The organism is Hydrogenivirga sp. 128-5-R1-1, assembly GCF_000171895.1.
In genome coordinates this window covers 1-1,628 of the sequence record NZ_ABHJ01000291.1, presented here as the reverse complement: position 1 = coordinate 1,628, position 1,628 = coordinate 1, and the positions used below count along the sequence as shown (strand labels likewise).

Here is a 1,628-nt window from a genome sequence, read left to right as displayed (position 1 = left end):
CATCAGAACAAGGCTCGTTGACAGTATAGAACAGGCTTTAAAACTTGGAGATGGTCTTGTTATTGTTAATAATTTATCAAAAAATGAAGATATAACATTTAGTGAAAAGTTTGCATGTCCTGAACATGGGTTTTCTATATCAGAAATTTCTCCAAGACTTTTTTCATTTAACAGCCCTTATGGAGCCTGTCCTGAATGTAAAGGTCTTGGAGTAATTCATAAAATAGATATTGATAGATTAATAGATAAAAACAGGGCTGTGATTGAAGCATTTAGGATAACTGAAAGCTTTTATTTTAAATATATAAAAAGTATGGTTTATGATGTTATTTATTACCACGGCTTTGATAGATTTACGAAGTTTAAGGATTTACCTGTAGAAGTTCAGGATGAGCTTATTTTTGATATTGTAACTCATCTTGAAAGAAAATACCTTGAAACTGATAATGAAAAGCAAAGGGCAGAACTTGAAAAATACATAAAAGAAGTAATCTGTCCTGTATGTCATGGTTCAAGACTCAGGCAGGAAGCCCTTTATATTCTGGTAAATGGAAAAAGTATATGGGACATTACTAAAATGAACATTGAAGATGCATATAAATTTTTTGAAGATTTTGAAAAGTCTCCCATGTCCCATAAAGATAGAATTATTTCAGAAAAAATAGTAAAAGAAATAAAAGAAAGACTTAAATTTTTACTTGATGTGGGCTTGAATTACCTTACACTTGATAGGTCTGCCACAACTCTTTCAGGCGGTGAAGCTCAAAGAATAAGGCTTGCTACCCAGATAGGTTCAAAGCTAAGCGGTGTTTTATATGTTTTAGATGAGCCTTCCATTGGTCTTCACCCAAGGGATACTGCAAAACTTATAAATACATTAAAAAGCCTTAGAGATTTAGATAACACTGTAATTGTTGTTGAACACGACCCTGAAACTATAGAAGAAGCAGACTACATAATAGATATTGGTCCCGGAAGCGGAGTTTACGGCGGTAAAATAACAGCAGTAGGAACACCGCAAGAAATTATGGAAAATGAAAACTCACTTACAGGAAAATATTTAAGTGGTAAGCTTCACATTCCAGTGCCAGAAAAAAGAAGAAAACCTGACAAAGGAAAAAAACTTATTATAAAAGGTGCAAAAGAACATAATCTTAAAAATATTGATATTGAAATTCCTCTTGGTCTTTTTGTAGCTATAACAGGTGTATCAGGAAGTGGAAAATCAACTCTTATATACGATATTTTGCTAAATGCTGCAAATGAGCATTTTGGTCATAAAGTAGATTATGTTGGTAAACATGAAAAAATAGAAGGCTGGGAGCATATAGATAAAGTTATTAATGTTGACCAGTCGCCTATTGGAAGAACTCCCCGTTCAAATCCAGCAACATATACAAAAGTTTTTGACCTTATAAGAAATCTGTTTGCATCAACTCCAGAAGCAAAACTTAGAGGTTATACTGCAGGTAGGTTTTCCTTTAATGTAAAAGGCGGCCGATGTGAAGCATGTAAAGGAGATGGTGTTGTAAAAATTGAGATGCATTTTCTTCCTGACGTTTACGTTACCTGTGATGTTTGTAATGGTAAAAGATACAACAAAGAAACTTTTATCTATTGAGTACAAA

General features: G+C 33.2%; 1 pseudogene. It reads left to right on the top strand.

The features are described 5' to 3' along the window. A pseudogene (locus tag HG1285_RS02330) lies at window positions 1-1,621 on the top strand (excinuclease ABC subunit UvrA); the annotation flags it as partial. Window positions 1,622-1,628 lie beyond the last annotated feature (7 nt).